The following is a 23,699-nucleotide window of genomic DNA, read 5'->3' on the forward strand; positions in this document are numbered from 1 at the left end:
CCCCCTCTGGCCTGCCGGCCATCTCCCCCTCAAGGGGGAGATCACCTGCCCTCAAACATGCAACGCATGCCCGAGCGCCTTCAGCGCGGCTTCCTGAAAACCCTCGCCTTGCGTCGGATGGGCATGGATAGTGCCGGCGATGTCCTCCAGCCTTGCGCCCATTTCCAGCGCCAGGCCGAAGGCCGTCGACAGTTCCGACACGCCCTGGCCGACGGCCTGGATGCCGAGCACCAGATGATTGTCCGCGCGGGCAACGACCCGGACAAAGCCCTCCTCACCAAGCTTGGTCATGGCGCGGCCGTTGGCGGCGAAGGGAAATAGCCCGACCTTGATCTCGCCGCCGAGCCCCTTGGCCTCCTCAGGCGACAGGCCTGCGGTAATGAGCTCCGGATCTGTGAAGCAGACGGCGGGAATGCAGCGCTTGTCCCAGCTGCGCTTGTGACCAGCGGCGATCTCGGCAACCATTTCGCCTTGCGCCATCGCCCGGTGCGCCAGCATCGGCTCGCCGGTGACGTCGCCAATGGCAAAGATGCCGCGCATCGAGGTGCGGCACTGGTCGTCTATGCGGATGAATTTCCCCGCCATATCGAGGTCGATCTGGTCGAGCCCCCAGTCTTCGATCACTGGCTTGCGCCCGACGGTGACCAGGATCCTGTCGGCAGCGATCTTGGCATTCTTGCCGTCCTTCGTCTCGACCAGCAGCGCATCGCCCTTGGTCGACAGCCCCTTGGCCCTGGCGCCCACAAGCACCTCGATACCGAGCTCGGCGAGCCGCTTCACGACCGGCCGGGTCAGCTCGGCATCATACTGCGCCAGCACGCGCGGCAAAGCCTCGACCACGGTCACCCTGGCGCCCATCTTGGCGAAGGCGATGCCGAGCTCAAGCCCGATATAGCCGCCACCGACGACGGCAAGCCTTTCCGGCACTTCGCTCAGCGTCAGTGCTTCGGTGGATGAGATCACCGGCCCACCGAACGGCAGCGACGGCAGCTCGACCGGCGCCGAACCGGTCGCGATCACCACCGTCTCGGCGCGGACCACCTGCATCCCGGTCTCGGTTTGGACCTCGACGGTCTTGCCGTCGCGGAATTTCGCCCAGCCATGCACGGTCTTGACTCCAGCCTTCTTGAGCAGACCGGCAACGCCACTATTCAGCCGGCTAACAATACCGTCCTTCCAGGCGATGGTGGCTTCGAGATCGATGGATGGCGTTGCGATCGAAATGCCGAGCGGGCTCTTGCCGCCGGCCATGTGGGAGATTTTCTCGAACTCCTCGGCCGCATGGATCAGCGCCTTGGACGGAATGCAGCCGACATTGAGACAAGTGCCGCCCGGTTTGCCGAACTCGACGATCACCGTGTCAATGCCGAGCTGGCCGGCGCGGATGGCGCAGACATAACCACCGGGGCCAGCGCCGATGACGAGCAGCTTGCAGGAGATTTCTTTCATGTCGCGCTAGCTCCTCTTATTGAAGCCGGAGGGACAGCACCCCCCTCTGCCCGGCAGGGCAGAGGGGGGTGGGAAGGATCGCTACTGCTCTCATTCTGGGCCGCTGCAGTCTCATGTCCACAGCCTCAATCCACGAAAATCAGCGCCGGCGTTTCCAGCAGCGTCTTGATCCGTTGAATAAACACCGCGGCATCCCAGCCGTCGATCACCCGGTGGTCGAAGCTAGAGGACAGGTTCATCATCTTGCGCGGGATGAACTGGGTACCGTCCCATACCGGCCGCACCACCATCTTGTTGACGCCGAGGATCGCCACTTCCGGGTGATTGATCACAGGCGTTGTCGCGACGCCGCCCATGGCGCCGAGCGAGGTGATGGTGATGGTCGATCCCGAGAGCTCGTCGCGCGTCGCCGTGCCTGATTTGGCCGCCTCGGCGAGCCTGACGACCTCGGCGCCGCAGTCCCAGATGTCGCGCGCCTCGGCGTGCTTGAGCACCGGCACCACCAACCCCGAAGGCGTCTGCGCAGCGATGCCGATATGGACCCCGCCATGCTGGTGGATGATGCCTGCCTCGTCGTCGAACAATGCGTTAAGGTTGGGCTGGTCGGCAATCGCCTTGACCATCGCCCGCATCAGGAACGGCAGCAGCGTCAGCTTTGGCCGTTCCGCGCCGCTGCGTTTCTCCTTATTGAGCGCGGCGCGCAAATCCTCGAGCGCGGTGACGTCGATCTCCTCGACATAGGTGATGTGCGGGATGCGCGACTTTGCCAGCGTCATCTTCTCGGCGATCTTGCGCCTGAGCCCGACAATTTTGATGTCCTCGATCGTCTCGTTGCGGGGGAGGCCGGAGACCTTCGCCACCTGCGGTCCGTGCGCCAGGAACGCATCGATGTCCTCGTGCTGGATGCGGCCGGTCGGGCCGCTTCCCGCAACTTGCCGAAGATCGATGCCGGCCTCTTTCGCTCTCAGGCGAATGGCGGGCGACGCCAGAGGCTTTTCACCTTCGAGGCGTGGCGCGCCGGAGACGGAGAGCTGCGATCTGCTTTTCGGTACGGCCGGAAACGGCTCTGGTTTCGCTTGTGCCTCGGCCAGCTTGGGCGACGGCCTCGGCACCGCTGCAGCGGCCTCGGGCTTGGAGGCGGCTGCCTTTGTCGGCGCTTCGGCTTTCGCGATCTTTTCCGGCTTGCCGGTCTCCGGCTTTACATTACCGTCGCCGGCCACTTTCAGGCGCACGATGGGCGAGCCGATCGCCACCGTGTCGCCGATCTCGGCCCCGAGCCAGAGGATCTCGCCGTCTACGGGTGACGGAATCTCGACCGTCGCCTTGTCGGTCATGACAGCAGCGAGCACCGCGTCCTCGCGCACGAGATCGCCGACCTTGACCTGCCATTCGACGAGCTCGGCTTCGGCGACGCCTTCGCCGACATCGGGCAACTTGATCACATATTCGCCCATCGTCAGCCCCTCTCAAGCTTCCATCGTTTCAAGCAAGGCCCGGCCGAGCCGGGCGGGACCGGGAAAATAGTCCCACTCCTGCGCGTGCGGATAGGGCGTATCCCAGCCGGCGACCCGCGCCACCGGCGCTTCCAGATGATAGAAGCAGTTCTCCTGCACCAGCGCCGACAGCTCAGCGCCGAACCCCGATGTCAGCGTCGCCTCGTGCACGATCACGCAACGGCCGGTCTTGTTGACCGAGGCAACAATCGTCTCGAGATCGAGCGGCAGCAATGTCCGGAGATCGATGATCTCGGCATCGATGCCAGTCTCCTCGGCCGCCGCCTGCGCGACATAGACCATGGTGCCATAGGCGAGCACGGTGACAGCGGCCCCCGGCCGCCGGATCACTGCCTTGCCGAGCGGGACTGTGTAGTGACCGTCGGCGACCTCGCCGAGCTCATGTTTCGACCACGGCGTCACCGGGCGGTCGTGATGGCCGTCGAAAGGCCCGTTGTAGAGCCGCTTCGGTTCCAGGAAGATCACTGGATCGGGGTCCTCGATCGCCGCGATCAGCAGACCTTTGGCGTCATGCGGGTTGGACGGCACCACGACCTTCAGGCCGGAAACGTGGGTGAACAGAGCCTCCGGGCTCTGGCTGTGGGTCTGGCCACCGAAAATACCGCCGCCGGTCGGCATCCTGACCACGATCGGGCAGGTGAAATCGCCGTTCGAGCGATAGCGCAGCCGCGCCGCCTCCGAGACGATCTGGTCGTAAGCGGGATAGACATAGTCGGCAAACTGAACCTCGACGCAAGGTTTTAGGCCGTAGGCGGCCATGCCGATGGCCGAGCCGACGATACCGGCTTCGCTGATCGGCGCATCGAAGCAGCGGCTCTTGCCGTACTTCGCCTGCAGCCCTTGCGTGCAGCGGAAGACGCCGCCGAAAAAGCCGACATCCTCGCCATACACGATGACGCGCTCGTCGCGCGCCATCGACACGTCCATGGCATCGCGGATCGCCTCGATCATCGTCCGTCTTGGCATGATCAGACCCCTGCCTGCTGGCGCTGGCGCTTGAGATGCGGCGGCATCTCGGCATAGACGCCTTCGAACATGTCGCGCGCCGATGGCTTGCCGCCGGCATGCAGCGTGCCGTGGCGCTCGGCCTTCCTTTGCGCCGCGATCACCGTTTCGAGGATTTCCGCTTCGGCCTGGGTGTGGCGTTCGGCCGACCAGACGCCGCGCTGGATGAGATGGTTTTTCAGCCTGACGATCGGGTCGCCGAGCGGCCACGCGTCGGACTCGGCCTTCGGCCGGTAGGCCGATGGATCGTCGGAGCTCGAATGCGCGCCGACGCGGTAGGTGACGTATTCGACCAGCGTCGGCCCGAGATTTTTCCGCGCCCGCTCGGCGGCCCATTTCGCCACCGCATGGACGGCGAGATAATCGTTGCCGTCGACCCGCAGCGACGGAATGCCGAAGCCGAGACCGCGGGCGGCGAAGGTGCCGGAGCCGCCGCGGGCGATGCCCTGGAAGGTCGAGATCGCCCACTGGTTGTTGACGACGTTGAGCACGACCGGCGCCTTGTAGGTCGAGGCGAAGACCAGCGCCGAATGGAAGTCGGACTCGGCCGTCGAACCGTCGCCGATCCAGGCGGCGGCGATCTTCGAATCATTGCTGATCGCCGAAGCCATCGCCCAGCCGACCGCCTGGATATATTGCGTCGCCAGATTGCCGGAGATCGAGAAGAAGCCATGCTCCTTCGACGAATACATGATCGGCAACTGCCGGCCCTTCAGCGGATCGGCTTCGTTCGAATAGATCTGGTTCATCATCGTGACCATCGGATAGCCGTCGGCGATGAGCAGCCCGGCCTGGCGATAGGTCGGAAAGTTCATGTCGCCCGGCGCCAGCGCTTTGCGGAAGGCGCAGCTCACCGCCTCTTCGCCGAGATGCTGCATGTAAAAGGAGGTCTTGCCCTGGCGCTGCGCCATCTGCATGCGAGCGTCAAAGCTGCGCAGCGTCATCATGTGGCGCAGCCCTTCCAGCAATTCGTCATCGGAAAGCAGCCCGGCCCACGGCCCGACGGCTTCGCCGGCGCGGTTAAGCACCCGAATGATCGAAAACGCCAGATCGCGGATGGTGCGCGGATCGACATCGATCTCGGGAGGCGGCACTGAGCCGGCCTTGGGAATGGTCACGTCAGAGAAGTCAGGCGTCCCGCCCGGCCGCACTTCCGGTTCCGGCACATGGAAACGCAACATTCCTGCATCGGCCATGACCACGATCCTCCAATGTTGCCCGGCGCGATATTTGCACACTGCCCGACCAGTGCCAATTCGTTGGGCAAGTCTTCGGGCCAACAACCGCGCCAGCCAGCACTCGCCAAGATGAAGATATGTCGGCGAAATTTCTTGTCGATCTTCCGCGCCGGCGCGCAATTTGGCATATGATTGCGCCGGGTTTCCCGCCAGATAAGCAATTCGCGGATCAGAACGTTGCGATTCAGATCAGGGCGCGCCGAGCGGGGCACGCGAGCGAGCACTGGATCGCCGCACTCCTCGGCTGGTGTAACGGCATGGATCCTAGGGTCCGCGCGACGTCGCTCCGCTCCTGCTCCGCCCTAGGATGACGAAGGCGTAGTAGCATTAACGCCAATCGCGGCTGTCGGAGATGGGCGGTCGCATTGCCATGTAACAGGTAGCACCTGATGGCTGCTGGGCGGGGGTGGGTGACAGCAATCGCAAGCCTTCGCGACTAGCCGACGCCTCCCCTCCCTTTCGTCATCCTAGGGCGGAGCAAGGAGCGGAGCGACGCGGCGCAGACCCTAGGATCCATGCCGTAACCTTCGAGCGCTGCCGCGTTGCAGGCGACACTTAACTTGGCCCTCGACCAAACCCGCTGGCTGCCCTGCGCCTAAGTCAAGCCGCACCGGCAGTTTTGCCCCCAATCTCGTTTCACCCCGCGCCCGCATCATGCTAACCATCCCCCATGGCACAGAAGAAAGGTTACGAGGTCGATTCGTGGTTGGCGCGGCCGGATCCGCGCATCTCGATCGTCCTGCTTTACGGGCCCGACCGCGGGCTCGTCGCCGAGCGCGCCAGGGCCTTTGCCGGCAAAACTGGCCTGCCCCTCGACGATCCGTTCTCGGTGGTCAGGCTGGATGGTTCGGAAGTCGATCGCGACGAGGGCCGCCTGCTCGATGAAGCGCGGACCGTACCGATGTTTTCAGACAGGCGCCTGCTCTGGGTGCGCAACGCCAGCGGCCAGAAGGCGCTTGCCGACGACGTCAAGGCGCTGACATCAGAGCCCGCGCAGGATGCGATCATACTCATTGAAGCCGGCGACTTAAAGAAAGGCGTCGGCCTGCGCGCCATCGTCGAGGCGGCCGACATTGCCATGGCGCTGCCGTGCTACGCCGACGAGGCCCGCGACATCGACACGGTCATCGACGACGAATTGCGCAAGGCCGGCATGTCGATGACGCTGGAGGCCAGGCAGGCGCTGCGCCGCAACCTCGGTGGCGACCGGCTGGCCTCGCGCGGCGAGATCGAGAAGCTGGTGCTTTACGCCCATGGCCAGACCGAGATCGGCCTCGACGACGTCAGGGCGACATCGGGCGACGTTTCCGGTCTCTCCTTCGATGACACCGTCAACGCTTTGCTAGAAGGCAAAGTCGGCGACTTCGACATGGCCTTCACCCGCCACTGCCAGTCCGGCGGCCATGCCTTTCTGGTGCTTTCGTCGGCGATGCGGCAGCTGCAGGCGATCCAGGCGATGCGCGGGCAGATGGACACCGGCGGCCGCAATGCCGCTTCGGTCGTCGCCGCGGCGCGCCCGCCGGTGTTTTTCACGCGGCGCAAACTGGTGGAGAGAGCGCTCGAACGCTGGAATAGCGAGGGGTTGGGCCGCGCGCTCAACCGCCTGCAGACCGCCGTGCTGCAAACCCGCCGACGGCCGGATCTGTCGGTCGCGCTGGCGCGACAGGCGCTACTTGGCATCGCGGTGGAGAGCGCAAGGTTGGCGCAGCGCGGATGATCTCCCCCCTCGAGGGGGAGATGTCGCCGAAGGCGACAGAGGGGTCGCAGCGCGTGGAACGCCGACATCTTCTTCGCTTCCGCAAGGTGCCGGCGCTTAATGTGAGACGACCCCTTCTGGCCTGCCGGCCATCTCTCCCTCGAGGGGGGAGATCAGCAACCTCGGCGATTTCGCCAATCACCAACGCTGAACAAGGAAGGGCTGGCAATCGCCAGCCCTGGTGTCTTGCCCAGATGAAGATGTCCGCCTCGGCCGTGCTTAATCCTAAGCCAGAAGATTATTTGCCGGCTAAAACATACGCACCGCAAGCACCTACCGCTCTTGCTTCAGCCTCCGGCACAATTCATCGAGCTGATCCAATGTCCGGTAGGCGACGCGCAGCACGCCGCCGCGCTCCTTGTGCTCGACCGTGACGATCATGCCGATCGTGTCGGTCATCAGTTTTTCCAGCGCCAGCGTGTCGGCATCCTTTTGCGTCGGTTCCGCAGCCTGTCGCTTTACGGTTGGAGCGCCCGCCGGCATCTGCGCCAGCGCTTCGGCCTGGCGCACCGAAAGCCCCTCCTCGACGATCCGTTTGGCCAGGCCAGCCGGATCCTCTGCCGTCACCAATGTGCGGGCGTGGCCGGCCGACAGCGCGCCATCGACCAGCATGTCGCGGATCACGTCAGGCAGCTTCAGCAGCCGCAGCGTGTTGGCGACATGGCTGCGGCTCTTGCCGATCACCTGGCCGAGATCGGCCTGGGTGTAGCCGTGATCGTCGATCAGCTGCTGGTAACCGAGTGCCTCCTCGACCGGATTGAGGTCGGTGCGCTGGACGTTTTCGATGATCGCCAGCTCAAGTGCGGTGCGATCGTTGACGTCGCGCACGATGATCGGGATCTCGCTCAGCCCGGCGCGCTGCGCAGCCCGCCAGCGCCGCTCGCCGGCGATGATCTCATAGCGGCCAGCTTGCGTCGGCGACGGCCGCGCCACCACCGGCTGCACCACGCCATGTTCGCGGATCGACTGGGCAAGATCGGTCAGGTCGGCGTCGCCAAAATGCCGGCGCGGATTTTTAGGGTTCGGGCTCAGGAACTCGATCGGCACCCTGCCGTCGGCATTCATGCCCTGCTTTTCCACCGCTGCCGGACGGTCGATTTCGCCGATCAGCGCGGCGAGTCCCCGCCCGAGTCTTTTTCTTGAAAGGTCTTCGCTCATCGTCTGTCCAGATCGTTTCGGTATCGAATCAGCTTCTGCAAGTCGTTACCCCTAGGCGGCGCGCAATTTGCGCTCGCGGCGGATCACCTCGGAAGCAAGCTGCAGATAGGCCTGACTGCCCGAGCATTTGAGGTCGTAGAGGATCGCCGGCTTGCCATAAGATGGCGCTTCGGAGACACGCACATTGCGCGGAATGACGGTTTCATAGACCTTGTCGCCCATATGCGCCCGCACATCCTGCACCACCTGGTTGGCGAGGTTGTTGCGACCGTCATACATAGTCAACACGATGCCCTGGATGATCAGATCCGGATTGATCGTGCGGCGCACCTGCTCGACCGTCTCCAGCAACTGGCTCAAGCCTTCAAGCGCGAAGAATTCGCACTGGAGCGGAACAAGAACAGAATCGGCCGCCGCCATTGAATTCAAAGTCAGAAGGTTGAGCGACGGCGGGCAGTCTATCAGCACATAGCCGAAGGGCGCACCGCGCTCGCTCGCGGCACGTAGCGCATTGCGCAGCTTGAGCACCCGGTCCGGTGCGGAAGCGATCTCCATTTCGATGCCGAGCAAATCGAGCGTCGAGGGCACGATCGACAGCCCGGGCACCGCAGTCGGAATCGCCGCTGCTTCCAGTTCCAGCTCACCGGTCAGCACGTCATAGGACGAGACGGTACGGTCCTTGCGGTCGATGCCAAGGCCCGTCGAGGCGTTGCCTTGCGGATCGAGGTCAACGATCAGCACCTTTTCGCCGATCGCCGCCAGCGCCGTGGCCAGATTGATGGCCGTCGTTGTCTTGCCGACGCCGCCCTTCTGGTTGGCTACGGTGATGATTCGGGGGCCATTCTTCATCATGGGTCTATGCCAGAAATTCATTCCGAGGTCGCCGATCTAGATCAGTTGGCGCAAATCAGACAGTTCGAGGATGACGCCATGAGCGTCCGTCGCGCTGGCATGTTCTACCAGATCGAATGACCATCGTTGAGCGCTTTCTGCCACCTCAGTGCGGTAATCCCGGCCTTTGTGGAACAGGCCGCACGCGCCCGCCGTCAGCCACGGCGCCGACAGGTCGAGCAGGGTCGAAAGCGGTGCGAGCGCCCTGGCGGTGACGATTTGAGGTGTCGAAACAAGCGGATAGGCATCATCGATCCGCCGCGCGACGACTCTTGCTGGGAGGTTGAATTGCCCGACGACCGCTTGCAGGAACGACGCTTTTTTCCGGTTGCTTTCAACCAGATCGATGCTGGCGCCGTCACGCTCGGCAAGCAGAAAGGCAAGAACAAGACCAGGAAAACCGCCGCCCGAGCCGAGATCGACCCAGCGCTTCGCCTCCGGTTTGATTCGCGCAAGCTGCGCGCTGTCAAGGATGTGGCGGCGCCAGACATCGTCCTGCGTCGATTGCGCGGCGAGGTTTATCCGGCGGTTCCATTTCTGGAAGATCGTTTCGAACGCGACCAGGCGTTCGAATGTTTCACGTGAAACCGGGCCGGCAGCCTGCTGCAGGCTCGCCCATGAGGCAGCGCTCACGCAACGTTCCTTCGCGCGGCAGCTTCGGCATTGCGGACATGGGCGACGATGATCGCCAGCGCCGCCGGCGTCATGCCTTCCATACGCTGTGCATCGGCGATGGAACGCGGCTGGCGTGCCAGCATCTTCTGCTTTAGCTCGTTGGACAGGCCCGGAACCGTCGCAAAATCGAGCGAAGCGGGGATCAGCCGGCTTTCCTCATGCCTGATCTGCGTGACATCCGCCTGCTGGCGATCGAGATAGACCGAATATTTCGCCTCCGTTTCAAGGCGTTCGGCCGTTTTGGTGTCGATTGTGCCAAACTCCGGGGCTATCCGGGCCAACCAGGCGACATCCATACCGGGATAAGCCAGCAACTCATAGGCGGAGCGGCGCACACCGTCCCTGTTAATCTCGAGCCCATGGCGCGCGGCTTCGTTGGGGGTCATGGTCGCGCCAAGCGCAAGGTCCCTCGCCTTTTCAAGCTCCTGCACGACGTTGCTAAACCGTTGCGTTCGCTCTGGCGAAGCGATGCCGAGCTTCATGGCCAGCGGCGTCAGCCGCTCATCGGCATTGTCGGCTCGCAGCGACAGCCGGAACTCGGCCCGCGAAGTGAACATGCGGTAGGGTTCGGCGATGCCGCGGCTGGTCAAATCGTCGACCATCACCCCCATATAAGCTTCGGTGCGACTGAGCACGATCTGATCGCTCGCCGATGCTTGCCGCGCGGCGTTGAGGCCAGCGAGCAGCCCTTGCGCGCCAGCCTCCTCGTAGCCTGTGGTGCCGTTGATCTGTCCGGCCAGGAAAAGGCCAGCGATTCGCTTGGTTTCCAGCGTCGGCTTGAGCTCGCGCGGGTCGACATGATCATACTCAATGGCATAGCCGGGCTGCAGCATGGTTGCGCGTTCGAGGCCCGGGATGGTCTTCAGGATATCGAGCTGCACATCCTCCGGCAGCGAGGTCGAAATGCCGTTCGGGTAAACGGTATCGTCGTCCAGCCCTTCCGGCTCCAGAAAAATCTGATGGCCTTCGCGGTCGCCGAACTTGACGATCTTATCCTCGATCGACGGACAGTAGCGCGGCCCCACCCCTTCGATCGAGCCGGAATACATGGCGGAGCGGCTCAGATTGGCGCGGATCAGCTCATGCGTCGCCGGCGTCGTGCGCGTGATGCCGCAATGGATCTGCGGGTTGGCGATGCGGTCGGTTAACAGCGAGAACGGCACCGGGTCGTCATCCGCAGCCTGGCTCTCCAGCGACGCCCAATCGATCGTCCGCCCGTCCAGCCGCGGCGGCGTGCCGGTCTTGAGCCGTCCCAGCTTGAAGCCGGCGCGGCTCATCGTCGCCGACAGGCCGAGGCTGGCCTGCTCGTTCATGCGGCCGGCGACGATCTTCTTCTCGCCGATATGGATCAGCCCGCGCAGGAAAGTGCCGGTGGTCAGCACCACGGCGCCGCAGGCGAGCCGGCGGCCGTCCGCCAGCAGCACAGCCGCTATGCGCTCATTGTCGATTTCGAAATCCAGAACCTCGCCCTCAACCACGTCGAGACCGGCCTGCTCGCGAATCGCCGCCTGCATGGTGAGCCGATAGAGCTTTCTGTCCGCCTGCGTCCGCGGCCCGCGAACTGCCGGTCCCTTGCGGCGGTTGAGCAGGCGGAACTGGATGCCGGCCGCATCGGCGACGCGCCCCATCAGCCCGTCCATGGCGTCGATCTCGCGAACCAGGTGGCCCTTGCCGAGCCCGCCGATCGCCGGATTGCAGGACATAACGCCGATCGTCTCGAAACGCAGCGTCACCAGAGCCGTTTTGGCACCGGCGCGCGCGGCAGCGCTGGCCGCCTCGCAACCGGCATGGCCGCCGCCCACTACAACCACATCATAGTGATCGCTCATTTACAGAATCCCGAATTCAAGTCGACCGACACATGTCGCCGAGAGCCGGCTCTGTCAAGGACGCTCGACGAATCGTTTCACGTGAAACAATGCAAGCGACGCGACAACCCTTAACTTCGTCATCCTAGCGCGAAGCAAGGAGCGAAGCGACGCCGCGCAGACCCTAGGATCCATGCCGTGACATCTAAGCATCGCGGCGTGCAGGACTTTTGAAGCCGAAGCACGCGAAGGACCGGCAACTACCTCTGCACCACGGCATCCTCCGGCTAATGTCACGGCATGGATCCTAGGGTCTGCGCTCCGCTTTGCGTTCACTCCGCCCTAGGATGACGAAACGACAGGGGCGATCACCCCGGTGTTTCACGTGAATCACCTACCACGCCGAAGTCGCAATGTTTCACGTGAGTCATTTTCCAATACAGAACTGCGAGAAGACAACGTCCAGCATGTCCTCGACATCGACCGCGCCGACAATCCGGCCAAGCCGATCTGCTGCGAGCCGCAGTTCCTCCGCCCGCAGCTCCTGCCCGCGCCCATCCTCTCGGGTTGCCGCAAGCAAGAAGCGTTTCGTCTCGTTGAGCAGTTCGACGTGCCGCAGCCGCGATGGCAGGATATCGCCGGCCCCACCGATCTGCGCCGCGGCGCGATGGCCGATTTCCGCCAGCAGTTCTGCCAGCCCGGTGCTGTCCCTGGTCGAGATTGCCGTGTCGTAGCGCGTCGCAAACCCCAGCGATTCATCTTGCAACAGATCGACCTTCGTCCCGATCCTCAATGTCGGGACCCCGGCTGGTATCGCGCCGATCGGGGCAGGGTCCACCATATCCTCCAGCACGAGCAACAAATCAGCGGTTCCGGCCTTGCTCCTTGCCCTTTCGATGCCGATGGCCTCGATCCTGCCGGGCGTCTCGCGCAGGCCGGCGGTATCCGTCACTCTGACCCGCATCCCCTCCAGATCCAGCACGACTTCGAGCAGGTCGCGGGTCGTGCCTGGCTCTTCCGTGACGATCGCCGCCTCGCGCCGCGCCAGCGCGTTGAACAGGCTCGATTTGCCGGCATTCGGTGCCCCGAGGATGACGACCTCGAACCCGTCTCGGATGATTTCGGCGGCCCGGAACCCTTCGACATGACGCTCGATCTCGTCGATCATGGCGCGGACATCCGACCAGACCGTCTCGGCGACGGAACCCGGCACATCGTCTTCGTCGGCAAAATCGATCTCGGCTTCGATCATCGCCCGTGCATGGATGAGCCGGCGCCGCCAACTGAGATAGAGCTCGCTCTGAGCACCTTCGGCATTCTGCACGGCAAAGCGCCGCTGCGCCTCGGTCTCGGCATTGACGAGATCGGCCAGCGCCTCGGTCTCGACCAGATCGACCTTGCCGTTGAGAAAGGCGCGGCGGGTGAATCCACCCGGCTCGGCATGCCTGACGCCATCGAAGCCGGCGATCGTCTCCAGCATCCTCGCTACGACGGCGCGGCCGCCATGGACATGGAACTCGGCGATGTCCTCACCAGTAAAGCTGTTGGGACCAGCAAAGAAGATAACCAGGCCGTGGTCGAGCACCGATCCGTCGGGCGCCCTGAACTTGCGATAGGCCGCAACACGGTCCTTAACCATCGAACCGGCAATCGTTTCGACGACGAATCGACTTTGCGGACCGGAAATGCGGATCACGGCAACGCCGGCGGGCAGGCGGCCGCTCGACAGGGCAACGATGGAATCACCTGAAATCATTTGCCGACCCAGCACAACCGCCCTAGCTTCGCTTACTCATTGACAATTCGCCGAGTGCCCGACCGTGACATTACCCGCGCAAAATCTGCCCGCGCAAAATCTACTTGCCGAAGAGGCCAGCCCCTATCTGCAGCAGCATAGCGGCAACCCGGTGCATTGGCGGGCATGGTCGCCGGCCTCGCTCGCCGAAGCAAAGGCGCTGCAGCGGCCAATCCTGCTGTCGGTCGGCTACGCCGCCTGCCACTGGTGCCATGTCATGGCCCACGAAAGCTTCGAGAACGAGGACGTCGCCGCCGTCATGAACCGTCTCTTCGTCAATATCAAGGTCGATCGCGAGGAGCGGCCTGATATCGACCAGATCTATATGGCCGCGCTGTCCTCGATGGGTGAGCAAGGCGGATGGCCGCTGACCATGTTCCTGACGCCTGACGGAAAGCCTTTCTGGGGCGGCACCTATTTTCCGCGCGAAGCCCGTTACGGCCGGCCGGGCTTCGTCCAGGTGCTGGAGGCGGTCGACAAAGCGTGGCGGGAGAAGAAAGAAAGCGTTAACCAAAGCGCCGACGGACTGACCACGCATGTCGAGGCGCGGCTGGCGGGCACGCATGCCAAGGCCGCGCTCGACCGCGACACGCTCGCGAACCTTGCCCAAGGCATCGACGGCATGATCGACAGGGATCTCGGCGGCCTACGCGGCGCGCCCAAATTCCCCAACGCGCCTTTCATGCAGACGCTTTGGCTGTCGTGGCTGCGCGACGACAGCACATCGCACCGCGACGCCGTCCTCCTTAGCCTTGAGCAGATGCTGCGCGGCGGCATCTACGACCATATTGGCGGCGGGCTGAGCCGCTACTCGACCGATGCCGAATGGCTGGTACCGCATTTCGAAAAGATGCTCTACGACAATGCGCAGCTCATCCGGTTTTGCAATTGGGCCTATGCGGCATCGGGCAATGATTTGTTCCGGATACGAATCGAAGAGACGATCGACTGGCTTCTGCGCGAGATGCGCGTCGACGGCAGCGCTTTTGCCGCCAGCCTCGACGCCGACAGCGAGGGCGAGGAGGGGCTGTTCTACACCTGGAGCAGGGAAGAGATAGAAACTGCTCTCGGTGACGAATCGCCCTTGTTTTTCAAACACTTCACGCTTTCCAGCCCGCATGGCTGGGAAGGCAAGCCAATCATCCACCAGACCGAAGACCAGCAAACGCAAAGCGTAGCCGATCACGATCGGCTCATTCCATTAAGAGAAAAATTGCTGGCAGTCCGGGAGCAGCGCGTCAGACCCGGGCGAGACGGAAAAATCCTGACCGACTGGAACGGCTTCGTCATCGCGGCTCTCGCCGAAGCCGGGCGCGCCCTGAAACGGATCGACTGGATCGAGGCGGCAGAACAGGCTTTCGCCGCCATTGCCAGCGCTGCTCGAGACGGCCGTTTGCCGCATTCGATGCTCGGCGCAAAGAAGCTGTTCCCTGCGCTGTCGAGCGATTACGCCGCCATGGCCAACGCCGCGATCTCATTGTTCGAGGCTACCGGCACATCGAGCTATGCCGAGCTGGCCGGCCAATTCATAGCACAGCTCGATCAATGGCACCGCGACGATGACGACACCGGCTATTATCTGACCGCTTCGGACAGCGCCGACGTGCCGATCCGCATCAGGGGCGATGTCGACGAAGCCATTCCTTCTGCCACCGGCCAGATCATCGAGGCCATGGTCCGATTGTCCTCGCTCTCCGGCGATCTCGAATTGCAGGAAAAGACCTGGAAAATCGCCGAACACGCGGCCGGCCGCGCGGCGCATCAGGCCTATGGCCAAGCGGGCGTCGTCAACGCTTGCGCCCTGGCGGTCGAGCCGTTGAAACTGGTGCTGGTGGATGACCGGGACAGTCCCGGGCTTGTTCCGGTTGCGAATCGAAATCCGGACCCGCGCCGGATCGACATTATCGTGCCGGTCGGATCGGCAGGGAACCTGCCGGTGCTGCCAGGCGGCGTCCTGCCGCCAACGACCGAGCCCGGCGCGTGGCTGTGCACGGGGCAGGTCTGCCTGCCGGTGGTGACGAGCGCCGAGGAACTCGAGCGGCTGTTACTGCGACGATAAGAAGAAGCACCTGCGATTAGCCGCCTGGCTCATCATGCCTCGTCGTCCCAGGGCGGAGCAGGAGCGAAGACCCTGGGATCCATGCCGTGAAATCAACGACACGCAATCGCGGCCCAGAATCGAGAGCATCTTCGCAGCTGCAAATAGAGGCTATTTCTAACCGCCGCATTCTTCGGCCGAAGTCACGGCATGGATCCCAGGGTCTTCGCTCCGCTTCGCGTCGCTACGCCCTGGGATGACGAAGGTAAGACGGCGCCATTGCCCTCCTACGTATTCATCGAATCGAAGAAATCCGCATTCGTCTTGGTTTGCTTGAGCTTGTCGATGAGGAACTCGATGGCGTCGGTCGTGCCCATCGGCGCCAGGATGCGGCGCAGCACGAAGATCTTCTGCAGGTCCTGGCGGGCGACCAGCAGGTCTTCCTTGCGGGTGCCGGATTTGAGAATGTCCATGGCCGGGTAGATGCGCTTGTCCGCCACTTTGCGGTCGAGCACGATTTCCGAGTTGCCGGTGCCCTTGAACTCTTCGAAGATGACTTCGTCCATGCGGCTGCCGGTATCGATCAGCGCAGTCGCGATGATAGTCAGCGAACCGCCCTCCTCGATGTTGCGGGCGGCGCCGAAGAAGCGCTTCGGCCGCTGCAGCGCATTGGCGTCGACACCGCCGGTCAGCACCTTGCCGGATGACGGGACCACGGTGTTGTAGGCGCGACCGAGGCGGGTGATCGAATCCAGCAGGATGACGACGTCACGCCCGTGCTCGACCAGGCGCTTGGCCTTCTCTATCACCATTTCGGCGACCTGGACGTGGCGCACCGCCGGCTCGTCGAAGGTCGAGGAGACTACCTCGCCCTTCACCGAGCGCTGCATGTCGGTGACTTCTTCGGGCCGCTCGTCGATCAAGAGCACGATCAGATAGCATTCGGGATGGTTGGTGGTGATCGAGTGGGCGATGTTCTGCAACAGCACCGTCTTGCCGGTGCGCGGCTGCGCCACGATCAGGGCGCGCTGGCCTTTGCCGAGCGGCGCCACCAGGTCGATGACCCGGGCCGAGATGTCCTTCGAGGTCGGAACGTCCATTTCCATCTTCAGCCGCGAGGTCGGGTAAAGCGGCGTCAGATTGTCGAAATGGATCTTGTGACGGATCTTTTCCGGGTCGTCGAAATTGATCGTATTGACCTTGAGCAGGGCGAAATAGCGCTCGCCCTCCTTCGGGCTGCGAATCGGGCCTTCGACCGTATCGCCTGTTTTCAGCGAGAACCGGCGGATCTGCGACGGCGAAATATAGATGTCGTCCGGACCCGGCAGGTAATTGGCATTGGCCGAGCGCAGGAAGCCAAAACCGTCCTGCAGTACTTCGACCACGCCGTCACCGATGATCTCGATATCCTGCGTCGCCAGCCTCTTCAGGATGGCGAACATCAGCTCCTGCTTGCGCATGACGCTGGCGTTCTCGACCTCGAGCGATTCGGCGTAAGCGATCAGCTCTGGCGGTTTCTTGTTCTTGAACTCTGTGAGTTTCATTTCTTGCATCATTAGACGGACTCTGAGTGAGTAAGTATGGGGAAAATATCGGCGGGATGCGACAAATGCCGGGCGCGGCCGAAGCGATGGATGGGGCGGCGCATGACGGGAAGGAAGACCCGTCTTTTATCGTCGGTCGATTGAAAGAGCAAGCCGCCTTTTGCAGGTCGTCGAAGCCTCAGAAGGGCTTTACGATAACCAGCACGACGATGACGATCATCAGCAATGTGGGGATCTCGTTGACGATCCGCCAGTGCTTCGCTGGCTTTTCGTTGCGGTCCTCGGCGAATTTACGAACCGCGCCGGCCAAATAGCCATGAACGGCTGAGAGGCCGAGCACCGCAGCGATCTTGGCATGCAGCCAGCCGCCCTGAAAACCGAAGCCTATCCAGGCAAGCCACAGGCCGAACGCCCAAGTGATGACCATGGCCGGATTGATGATGCCGCGCAGCAGCCGGCGCTCCATCACCTTGAAGGTATCCGACTGGACGGAGCCTTTCTCGGCATCGGCATGATAGACCAGCAGCCGGGGCAGATAGAGCATGCCCGCCATCCAGGAAATGACTGCGATGACGTGGATCGCCTTTGCCCAGGGATAGAAATCGTCGGGCCCAAACAAGAACAGCAGCCCAGCCAGGACGAGGAAAATGGCAATCGCGATCGCTGCGCGCCGCATCGCGTCAACACCACCTTCTGCAGTGCCTTTTCCCATCATCGTCATGATGCGCTCCGCACCATTTTCAGCATCGCCTCGACATGGGCGATCGGCGTCTCCGGCGTGATGCCGTGGCCGAGATTGAAGATCAGCGGCCCATCGCCCAGTGTTTTCAGGATTGCGTCGACGCCGTCGGCTAGAGCCTTGCCGCCGGCCACCAGCCGCAACGGATCGAGATTGCCCTGCACGGCGCCGCCGTGCTGCAATTCCCTCGCTGTCGTCAGCGGCACGGTCCAGTCGAGCCCCAGCCCCGTCACGCCGGTCTTCTGGCGATAGCTCAAGTAATGGGTGCCGGCGCCCTTGGGAAAGCCGATGATCGGAACGTCGGGGTGAACGGCTCGCACCTGCCTGACGATCTCGGCCACCGGCCTGACGCAAAAGGCCTCAAAAGAAACGTCGTCGAGCACGCCCGACCACGAGTCAAAGATCTGCACCACATCGGCGCCGGCCTCGATCTGGCGGATCAGGTAGGCGGCCGAGTGGTCGGCAAGCAATTTCAGCAGCTGCAAGAAAGCCGCCGGCTCTCGATAGGCGAACAGCCGCGCCGGCGCCTGGTCAGGTGTGCCATGGCCGGCGATCATATAGGTCGCCACCGTCCACGGCGCGCCGCAGAAGCCAATCAGCGTCGTCTCGTCAGGCAGTTTTGCCCGTAATCGCCTGACCGTCTCATAGACCGGTTCGAGATTCACGTGAAACGTTTCGCCGTCGAGAGCCGCAATCTCGGTGGCCAAGATCGGCGTCAACAGTGGCCCACGCCCTTCCTCGAAGCGCACATCGCGGCCCAGCGCATGCGGCACGACAAGGATATCGGAAAACAGGATCGAGGCATCTAAGCCGAAGCGTTCGATCGGCTGCAGCGTCACCTCTACCGCAAGATCGGGACTATAGCAGAGATCGAGGAACGACCCGGCCCGCCTGCGCGTCTCCCGATATTCCGGCAGATAGCGGCCGGCCTGGCGCATCATCCAGAGAGGCGGCGGAAACACCGCTTCGCCCTTCAACACGTCCAGCATGATCCGGCTTTCAGGCATTCAGCGCTCGCCTCTCCAGGCTTCTCTATAAATAAATATTCTATTTCTAGGAATCTTATGATTCTAAGAGTCTGTTGGTATCGGTGGTTGTCTCCTGTCCCGCTTTGCCCCGGAAAAGGCCAGCCAGCATATTGTCGCGTGCTTCTTCTGCCGGATAGGAGGGGATTGGGGACAGTTTGAAATTTCCAACTGGAGTCAATGCCTTGCCGCCCGCGCAAAGAAAATCGGCCTGTGGATAGGGCGGAGTCGAAAAAGCCCGTCCCCGGATTTGTCCCCAGCCGCCCGACGAAGCCGACAGCGCATCGAATTGTGGACAAACCGGCATCTGATACAGTCGCCCCGAACCGGCCGATCTTTCCGGCCGACCTTATCCACATCGGCCCACAGCTTGGAACGAACCCCTGTGAACAAACCCCAGAGCTTCTTTCACCTCCACCTGATTTCCGATGCCACCGGTGAAACGCTGCTGGCGGCCGGCCGCGCGGCTTCCGCGCAATACAAGGATGCGCGCGCCATCGAGCATATCTATCCGCTCATCCGCACCGAGAAGCAGGTGACGAAAGTGTTCGAGGACATCGAGGAGGAACCGGGCATCATCCTTTATACGGTCGTCGACCAGAACCTCGCCCGCGGCATCGACGAACGCTGCGCGGCCATGGGCCTGCCTTGCGTCTCCGTGCTGGAACCGGTGCTGACCGTCTTCCAGTCCTATCTCGGCACGCCGGCCGGCCGCCGCGTCGGCGCCCAGCATGTTCTCGACGCCGAATATTTTCGCCGCATCGACGCGCTCAACTTCACCATGGAGCATGATGACGGCCAGCTGCCGGCCAATATGGATGACGCCGACATCGTGCTCGTCGGCATTTCGCGCACCTCGAAGACACCGACCAGCATCTACCTCGCCAATCGCGGCATCAAGACCGCCAACATCCCGATCGTGCTCGGCGTGCCGGTGCCGGAAAGCCTGGTCAACGCTAGGACGCCGCTGATCGTTGGGCTGATTGCCACCGCGGAACGCATCTCGCAGGTCCGCCAGAACCGCATCCTCGGCAATACCAGCGCCTACGAGCCGACGGACTATGTCGACCGGGCTGCGATTACCGAGGAACTCGCCTACGCCCGCCAGATCTGCACCCGGCATGGCTGGCCGATGATCGACGTCAGCCGCCGCTCGATCGAGGAGACGGCGGCGGCCATCGTTGCCCTGCGCGGAAAGAACAGATAATTGGAGCCGTGCGATGCGTTGATAACACCCACCGCCGCGTAGCTCGAAAGGTCACGGCATGGATCCTAGGGTCTGCGCCGCGTCGCTTCGCTCCTTGCTTCGCCCTAGGATGACGAAGGGACGATCCTCTCAGCCAATCTCGAAAGTTTGCGACTTGCCAGCATCGTCACTTCTTATGCGGCGACACAACTGCCAATCTCCGACGGTTGAGATTAGCCGTAGATTATTATGCATTCGTCATCCTAGGGCGGAGCAGGAGCGAAGCGACGTGGCGGACACCCTAGGATCCATGCCGTTACAGTGGCTAAGGGGTGCGGCGGCTGCTAGCGCCCCACTCTGCCAGCATCTCAACGACGGGTAATCGGGCGCGAAAAAAAATGACCGAAAAAATCATCCTCGCTTCGGGCAGTCCGTTCCGCAAGGCGATGCTCGTCAATGCCGGCGTCGCCATCGAGGCGGTCCCGCCGGAAGTCGATGAGCGCGCGCTCGAGGCGCCGCTAAAAGGCAGCGGTATCTCGCCGGAGGACGTCGCCCTGGTCCTCGCCGAGGCCAAGGCCACGGAGGTAAGCGAGCGAAAGCCCGGCGCCCTGGTGCTCGGCTGCGACCAGACGCTGTCACTCGGCGACGAACTGTTCCACAAGCCGGCCGACATGGAAGCCGCGCGCCGACATCTCTTGGCGTTGTCGGGCAAGACCCATCAGCTCAACAGCGCCGTAGTGCTGGCCCGCGACGGCGCGGTTCTGTGGCGGCATGTCGGCATTGCCAGCCTGACCATGCGCAAGCTCGATCCGGCCTTCATTGGCCGTCATCTGGCGCGCGTCGGCGCCAAGGCGCTGTCCAGCGTCGGCGCCTACCAGATCGAAGGCGAGGGCATCCAGCTGTTCGAAAGAATAGAGGGCGACTATTTCACCATCGTCGGCCTGCCGCTTCTGCCGGTTCTAGCCAAGCTGCGTGACCTCGGGGCCATCGATGGCTGAGGCCGTAAAGAAGGCCTTCGTCACCGGCCACCCGGTCGCGCATTCGCGGTCGCCCAAGATCCACTCCTATTGGCTGGCGACATACGGCATCGACGGCAGCTACCGGGCCATCGACGTCGCGCCGGACGATTTTGCCGAATTCGTCAAAACGCTCGAGGCGAATGGCTATCGTGGCGGCAACGTCACCATCCCGCACAAGGAGGCCGCCTTCGCGTTGGCGACGTGCCGCGACGAGGCGGCCGAACAGATCGGCGCGGTCAACACACTGTGGTTCGAGGGCGGAACTTTGTGGGGCGGCAACACCGACGGCCATGGCTTTGCCGCCAATCTGGACGAGCATGCGCCGGGCTGGGCGGGCAATGGCCCGGCCGTGGTGCTCGGCGCCGGCGGCGCCTCCCGCGCGGTCATCCAGGCGCTGATTGAGCGCGGCATTAGTGACATCCGGATCGTCAACCGGACGCTTGCGAGGGCGCAGGAGCTGCGCGACCGTTTCGGCGCCGGGGTCTCGGCCCATGGCATGGCTGCGACAGGCGAGCTGCTTGCCGATGCCGGCCTGCTGGTCAACACGTCAGCGGTCGGCATGCATGGCAATGAAGGCCTGTCCGCCGATCCGGCCAGGCTGCCGGACCATGCCATCGTCACCGACATTGTCTATGTGCCTTTGGAAACGCCGTTGCTGGCCGCAGCCAAAGCGCGGGGCCTGAAGACCGTCGACGGGCTCGGCATGCTGCTGCACCAGGCGGTGCCCGGCTTCGAGCGCTGGTTCGGCATTAGGCCGGAGGTCACCGCCGAATTGCGTCGGATGATCGTCGCCGATCTCGCTGCCAAGGAGTGAAAACCATGATCGTGCTCGGCCTCACCGGATCGATCGGCATGGGCAAGTCGACCACGGCAAAGATGTTTGCCGAGGCCGGCGTGCCCGTCCACGATTCGGATGAGACAGTGCATCGCCTCTACGCCGGCAAGGCCGCGCCGCTGGTGGAGGCGGCCTTTCCCGGAACCACCAGATCCGGCTCGGTCGATCGCACAAAGCTGGCCGAGCGGGTGCTCGGCGATGCGGCGGCGCTGAAACGGCTGGAGGCGATCATCCACCCGCTGGTCCGCGCCGACGCCGACGCCTTCCTAGCCAGGAACCGTGCCGCCGGCGCACCGCTTGTCGTTCTCGATATCCCGCTTTTGTTCGAAACCGGCGGCCGCGACCGCGTCGACAAGGTCGTGGTCGTCACCGCCTCGGCCGAAATCCAGCGTGCCCGCGTGCTGGCGCGGCCGGGCATGAGCGAGGAGAAACTGGCATCGATCCTGGCAAGGCAGGTTCCCGACGCCGAAAAGCGCAGCCAAGCCGATTTCGTCATCGACACCGGACAGGGTTTTGATGCGGCACGCGCGGCGGTCAATGCGATCGTTGCCGAACTAGCCGGGGATAAGGCAGCTAGGCCCGATTAAGAGGCTTGCAGCCGACATTACCTGTTGCCATTTTGTTCCCATCATGATTCGGCTAGAATGATGCCGGAACCAACGGACTGATTCGATGCGTGAGATCATCTTCGATACGGAAACCACCGGACTCGATTTCCGCGACGACCGCGTCATCGAGCTTGGCTGCATCGAACTGGTCAATCGGTTCCCGACCGGCCGCACCTTCCACCACTACATCAATCCGCAAGGACGGCCGATTCATGCGGAGGCGCAGGCGGTTCATGGCATCAGCGCCGCCGATCTCATGGGCAAGCCGACCTTCAGCGACATCGCCGAGGAATTCCTTGCCTTCATCAACGGCGCCAAGCTTGTCGCCCACAATGCCACTTTCGACATCGCCTTCCTCAATGTCGAGTTTGGGCGGCTGGGCCATCCTGTCGTTGACCCCGGGCTTGTCGTCGACACGCTGGCGCTGGCGCGCCGCAAGCATCCGATGGGACCGAATTCGCTGGACGCGCTCTGCCGGCGTTACGGCATCGACAATGCCCGTCGCACCAAGCACGGCGCGCTGCTCGATTCGGAATTGCTGGCCGAGGTCTATATCGAGCTCATCGGCGGTAAGCAGGCAGCGCTGATCCTCGACAGTGCCACGGCGCCGGCCGGCGGCAGGAGAAATGTCGACGATATCGACATCAGCATCGGCGTGCGGCCGATAGCGCTGCCGTCTCGTCTGACTGATGCAGACCGCACCGCGCACGCCAGCATGGTCGCCACGCTGGGCGAAAAGGCGCTCTGGTTGAGCGTCGCCCCGGAAGCAAGTTCCGCCGCATAGTGTTTTTGCCGGGTTGGATGCCGATTGGCAGCGAACGTCGATAGTTCCCGCCAGCGGCGAATCACCAACGTTGGAGATTGGTAGAAACATCTCTCCCTTCGTCATCCCAGGGCGGAGCAGGAGCGGAGCGACGTCGCGGAGACCCTGGGATCCATGCCGTTACGCTAGTGCTTGCTCCGACGGATCAGAACCGAGCGCTACCACCCGGTCCCGCGAAAAAGCTCAAACCACTCTGGATTGGTCTTCTCGATCAGGTCGATCTTCCATTGACGTGGCCAGCGCTTCAGCGATTTCTCGCGCTGGATTGCGTCGGTGATGTCGAAATATTCCTCGTACCAGACCAGCCGCTGAACGCCGTAGCGGCTGGTGAAGCGCGAGCCTTCGCCAGATTTGTGCTCCGGCATTCGGCGGCCGAGATCATTGGTGACCCCGATGTAGATCGTGCCGCGCTTCTGGCTCGCGGTCATGTAGGCATAGCCGGTTATGGTTGAAGGGTAGCTGGCGCCGTTGCGGACGCAAGCGCCGTTCTGAGCCGCTGCATTCCGCGGCTGATGTAACGGCATGGATCCTAGGGTCTGCGCCGCGTCGCTTCGCTCCTTGCTCCGCCCTAGGATGACGAAGGTGTGGAGGCT

Annotated in this window: 20 protein-coding genes; 7 read left to right on the forward strand and 13 right to left on the reverse strand. The window is 63.1% G+C overall.

Going from position 1 to position 23,699, the window contains the following annotated elements; all coding sequences use genetic code 11:
• Positions 1-51: 51 nt before the first annotated feature.
• From lpdA to AC0L26_RS27340, 4 genes are all read right to left on the reverse strand, one after another.
• Positions 52-1,449 (reverse strand): dihydrolipoyl dehydrogenase, encoded by a 1,398-nt coding sequence (lpdA, locus tag AC0L26_RS27325; RefSeq protein ID WP_473635368.1) that lies wholly within the window; start codon positions 1,447-1,449, stop codon positions 52-54.
• 125 nt (positions 1,450-1,574) lie between these two features.
• A complete protein-coding gene (locus AC0L26_RS27330) occupies positions 1,575-2,903 on the reverse strand; it encodes a dihydrolipoamide acetyltransferase family protein (RefSeq protein WP_473635369.1) in 1,329 nt (442 codons plus the stop codon).
• 12 nt (positions 2,904-2,915) lie between these two features.
• Entirely contained in the window at positions 2,916-3,929 is a 1,014-nt protein-coding gene (locus tag AC0L26_RS27335; protein WP_473635370.1) for an alpha-ketoacid dehydrogenase subunit beta, read from the reverse strand.
• Between the two features lie 2 nt (positions 3,930-3,931).
• A complete protein-coding gene (locus AC0L26_RS27340; protein ID WP_473635371.1) occupies positions 3,932-5,164 on the reverse strand; it encodes a thiamine pyrophosphate-dependent enzyme in 1,233 nt (410 codons plus the stop codon).
• A gap of 712 nt (positions 5,165-5,876) precedes the next feature.
• On the opposite strand from AC0L26_RS27340, the gene holA reads away from it, so the two are divergent.
• Entirely contained in the window at positions 5,877-6,923 is a 1,047-nt protein-coding gene (gene holA / locus AC0L26_RS27345) for a DNA polymerase III subunit delta (RefSeq protein ID WP_473635372.1), read from the forward strand.
• A gap of 312 nt (positions 6,924-7,235) precedes the next feature.
• Here the strand turns inward: holA and AC0L26_RS27350 are convergent, their stop codons facing one another.
• From AC0L26_RS27350 to mnmE, 5 genes are all read right to left on the reverse strand, one after another.
• Positions 7,236-8,120: a ParB/RepB/Spo0J family partition protein gene (locus AC0L26_RS27350; RefSeq protein WP_473635373.1), complete on the reverse strand. Its 885-nt coding sequence runs from the start codon at positions 8,118-8,120 to the stop codon at positions 7,236-7,238.
• Positions 8,121-8,171: 51 nt separating this feature from the next.
• Entirely contained in the window at positions 8,172-8,972 is an 801-nt protein-coding gene (locus tag AC0L26_RS27355) for a ParA family protein (RefSeq protein ID WP_473635374.1), read from the reverse strand.
• Between the two features lie 36 nt (positions 8,973-9,008).
• Positions 9,009-9,644 carry a 16S rRNA (guanine(527)-N(7))-methyltransferase RsmG gene (gene rsmG, locus AC0L26_RS27360; protein WP_473635375.1) on the reverse strand — a complete coding sequence of 212 codons (636 nt, stop codon included), beginning with the start codon at positions 9,642-9,644 and terminating at the stop codon, positions 9,009-9,011.
• Positions 9,641-11,515 (reverse strand): tRNA uridine-5-carboxymethylaminomethyl(34) synthesis enzyme MnmG, encoded by a 1,875-nt coding sequence (gene mnmG / locus AC0L26_RS27365; RefSeq protein WP_473635376.1) that lies wholly within the window; start codon positions 11,513-11,515, stop codon positions 9,641-9,643. Before mnmG ends, rsmG begins: the two co-directional genes overlap by 4 nt.
• Positions 11,516-11,921: 406 nt before the next feature.
• Positions 11,922-13,250 (reverse strand): tRNA uridine-5-carboxymethylaminomethyl(34) synthesis GTPase MnmE, encoded by a 1,329-nt coding sequence (gene mnmE, locus AC0L26_RS27370; protein ID WP_473635377.1) that lies wholly within the window; start codon positions 13,248-13,250, stop codon positions 11,922-11,924.
• Between the two features lie 64 nt (positions 13,251-13,314).
• Here mnmE and AC0L26_RS27375 point away from each other — a divergent pair, with 64 nt between their 5' ends.
• The gene (locus AC0L26_RS27375; protein WP_473635378.1) at positions 13,315-15,348 is read left to right on the forward strand and encodes a thioredoxin domain-containing protein; all 2,034 of its coding nucleotides are present in this window, start codon (positions 13,315-13,317) and stop codon (positions 15,346-15,348) included.
• A gap of 266 nt (positions 15,349-15,614) precedes the next feature.
• Here AC0L26_RS27375 and rho read toward each other — a convergent pair whose 3' ends face one another.
• The 3 genes from rho to hemE all read right to left on the reverse strand — a co-directional run bounded on the left by rho (position 15,615) and on the right by hemE (position 18,617).
• The gene (rho, locus tag AC0L26_RS27380; RefSeq protein WP_027153631.1) at positions 15,615-16,880 is read right to left on the reverse strand and encodes a transcription termination factor Rho; all 1,266 of its coding nucleotides are present in this window, start codon (positions 16,878-16,880) and stop codon (positions 15,615-15,617) included.
• A gap of 169 nt (positions 16,881-17,049) precedes the next feature.
• A complete protein-coding gene (gene hemJ, locus AC0L26_RS27385; protein WP_473635379.1) occupies positions 17,050-17,592 on the reverse strand; it encodes a protoporphyrinogen oxidase HemJ in 543 nt (180 codons plus the stop codon).
• Positions 17,589-18,617, reverse strand: coding sequence for a uroporphyrinogen decarboxylase (gene hemE / locus AC0L26_RS27390; protein WP_473635380.1), 1,029 nt, complete (start codon positions 18,615-18,617; stop codon positions 17,589-17,591). The genes hemJ and hemE overlap by 4 nt, the downstream gene beginning before the upstream one ends.
• A 403-nt stretch (positions 18,618-19,020) precedes the next feature.
• On the opposite strand from hemE, the gene AC0L26_RS27395 reads away from it, so the two are divergent.
• From AC0L26_RS27395 to dnaQ, 5 genes are all read left to right on the forward strand, one after another.
• Entirely contained in the window at positions 19,021-19,842 is an 822-nt protein-coding gene (locus tag AC0L26_RS27395; protein ID WP_473635381.1) for a pyruvate, water dikinase regulatory protein, read from the forward strand.
• Between the two features lie 377 nt (positions 19,843-20,219).
• Positions 20,220-20,819, forward strand: coding sequence for a Maf-like protein (locus AC0L26_RS27400; RefSeq protein ID WP_473635382.1), 600 nt, complete (start codon positions 20,220-20,222; stop codon positions 20,817-20,819).
• Positions 20,812-21,654 (forward strand): shikimate dehydrogenase, encoded by an 843-nt coding sequence (locus AC0L26_RS27405; protein WP_473635383.1) that lies wholly within the window; start codon positions 20,812-20,814, stop codon positions 21,652-21,654. The genes AC0L26_RS27400 and AC0L26_RS27405 overlap by 8 nt, the downstream gene beginning before the upstream one ends.
• Before the next feature lie 5 nt (positions 21,655-21,659).
• The gene (coaE, locus tag AC0L26_RS27410; RefSeq protein WP_473635384.1) at positions 21,660-22,262 is read left to right on the forward strand and encodes a dephospho-CoA kinase; all 603 of its coding nucleotides are present in this window, start codon (positions 21,660-21,662) and stop codon (positions 22,260-22,262) included.
• 85 nt (positions 22,263-22,347) lie between these two features.
• Positions 22,348-23,067, forward strand: coding sequence for a DNA polymerase III subunit epsilon (dnaQ, locus tag AC0L26_RS27415; RefSeq protein WP_473635385.1), 720 nt, complete (start codon positions 22,348-22,350; stop codon positions 23,065-23,067).
• 197 nt (positions 23,068-23,264) lie between these two features.
• Here the strand turns inward: dnaQ and AC0L26_RS27420 are convergent, their stop codons facing one another.
• Complete coding sequence (locus AC0L26_RS27420) at positions 23,265-23,552, reverse strand: GIY-YIG nuclease family protein (protein ID WP_473635424.1); 288 nt, start codon at positions 23,550-23,552, stop codon at positions 23,265-23,267.
• Positions 23,553-23,699 lie beyond the last annotated feature (147 nt).

It is taken from the genome of Mesorhizobium sp. WSM4823, from assembly GCF_055811195.1.